1 protein-coding gene and 1 pseudogene are annotated in these 1,333 nt (G+C 74.3%); one reads left to right on the top strand and one right to left on the bottom strand.

Features of this window, described 5'->3' with window-relative positions:
* Nucleotides 1-284, bottom strand: a pseudogene (locus AB0J52_RS40910) (S9 family peptidase); the annotation flags it as partial.
* Between the two features lie 185 nt (nucleotides 285-469).
* On the opposite strand from AB0J52_RS40910, the gene AB0J52_RS40905 reads away from it, so the two are divergent.
* The coding region (locus AB0J52_RS40905) for a serine/threonine-protein kinase (protein ID WP_500188625.1) at nucleotides 470-1,333 on the top strand (864 nt) is incomplete at its 3' end.

Genomic DNA, 1,333 nt, shown 5'->3' with positions numbered 1-1,333 from the left:
AAGCCGACGATGCCGCCCGCGCCCTCGCGGGCCCGCTCGCGCCGGGCGCGCTCCTCGGCGGGCAGGTTCTGCTCCCCGGCGACCGCCAGCGCCGCCGGGTCGGCGACCAGCGTCTCCGCGCCGGTGGCCGGGTCCAGCGTCCACAGGCAGGTGGCCGGGTCGTCGCCCGCTCTGGTGCGCAGGAAAGCCACCCGGGACCCGTCGGGCGCGATCTGGAAGGCGCGCGGGACGCCGAGTGTGAACCGGCGGGTGCGGGCGGTCTGCCGCGGATAGCTGATGCTCATGGTCGAAGTCTGCCAGCCGTCCCCGACCGCTCCGGGCGGGAGCCCGCCGCCACACTGCTTTGCGGCGATTTAGTGGGTATGGTCCCGCGGGGCGAACACGCGATGGGCGCGCCCCTGCTCGCGTAAGCTCGTACCCCGTCCAGCGCCTGAGCGTCGCCGAGTACGCCCGCCGAAGGAGTTGTTCCATGCCGGACTTGCAGCCGGGAGATCCCCGGCGGCTGGGGACCTACGACCTGACCGAACGTCTCGGAGAGGGCGGTCAGGGCGTCGTCTACCTCGGTGTGGACCCGTCCGGGGCCAAGGCGGCGATCAAGCTGCTGCGCGCCGACCTGGCCGCCGACGACCAGGCCCGCCACCGCTTCGTCCGCGAGTCGCAGGCGGCCATGCAGGTCGCCCGGTTCTGCACCGCGCAGGTGCTGGAGGCCGACGTCGCGGGCGACCAGCCGTGGATCGCCAGCGAGTACGTGCCCGGGCCGTCGCTGTACAAGCAGGTCACCGACCAGGGGCCGATCACCGGCGCGGCGCTGGAGCGCCTCGCGATCGGCACCGCGACCGCGCTGGTGGCGATCCACCAGGCGGGCATCGTGCACCGCGACTTCAAGCCGCACAACGTGATCATGGCCCCGGACGGCCCGCGCGTGATCGACTTCGGCATCGCGCGCGCCCTGGACGCGGGCCAGACCAACGCCACCAAGGCGATCGGCACCCCGTCCTACATGGCGCCCGAGCAGGTCGCCGGGGAGCGCCTGACCGAGGCCGTGGACGTCTGGGCCTGGGGCTCGACCATGGTGTTCGCCGCGACCGCGCGGCCGCCGTTCGGCGACGACACCGTGGTCGCGGTGATCAACCGGGTGATGAACGAGCAGCCGTCACTGGCCGGCCTGCCGCCCGAGCTGCACAACCTGATCGCCGCCTGCCTGGTCAAGAACCCGGCCCAGCGGCCGACCGCGCAGCAGCTCATGATGGCCCTGATCGGCAGCGGGCCCGGCGGCTCGGGCGGCGTCCCCGGCGCGGTGCCCGGCGCGCCCGGCGCGACCGCGCTGGACGAC

The sequence above is a fragment of the Spirillospora sp. NPDC049652 genome (assembly GCF_040675125.1).
Classification (GTDB): Bacteria; Actinomycetota; Actinomycetes; order Streptosporangiales; family Streptosporangiaceae; genus Spirillospora.
Note: the sequence above shows the minus strand (reverse complement) of the source record. Positions and strands in the feature narration are given on the sequence as shown.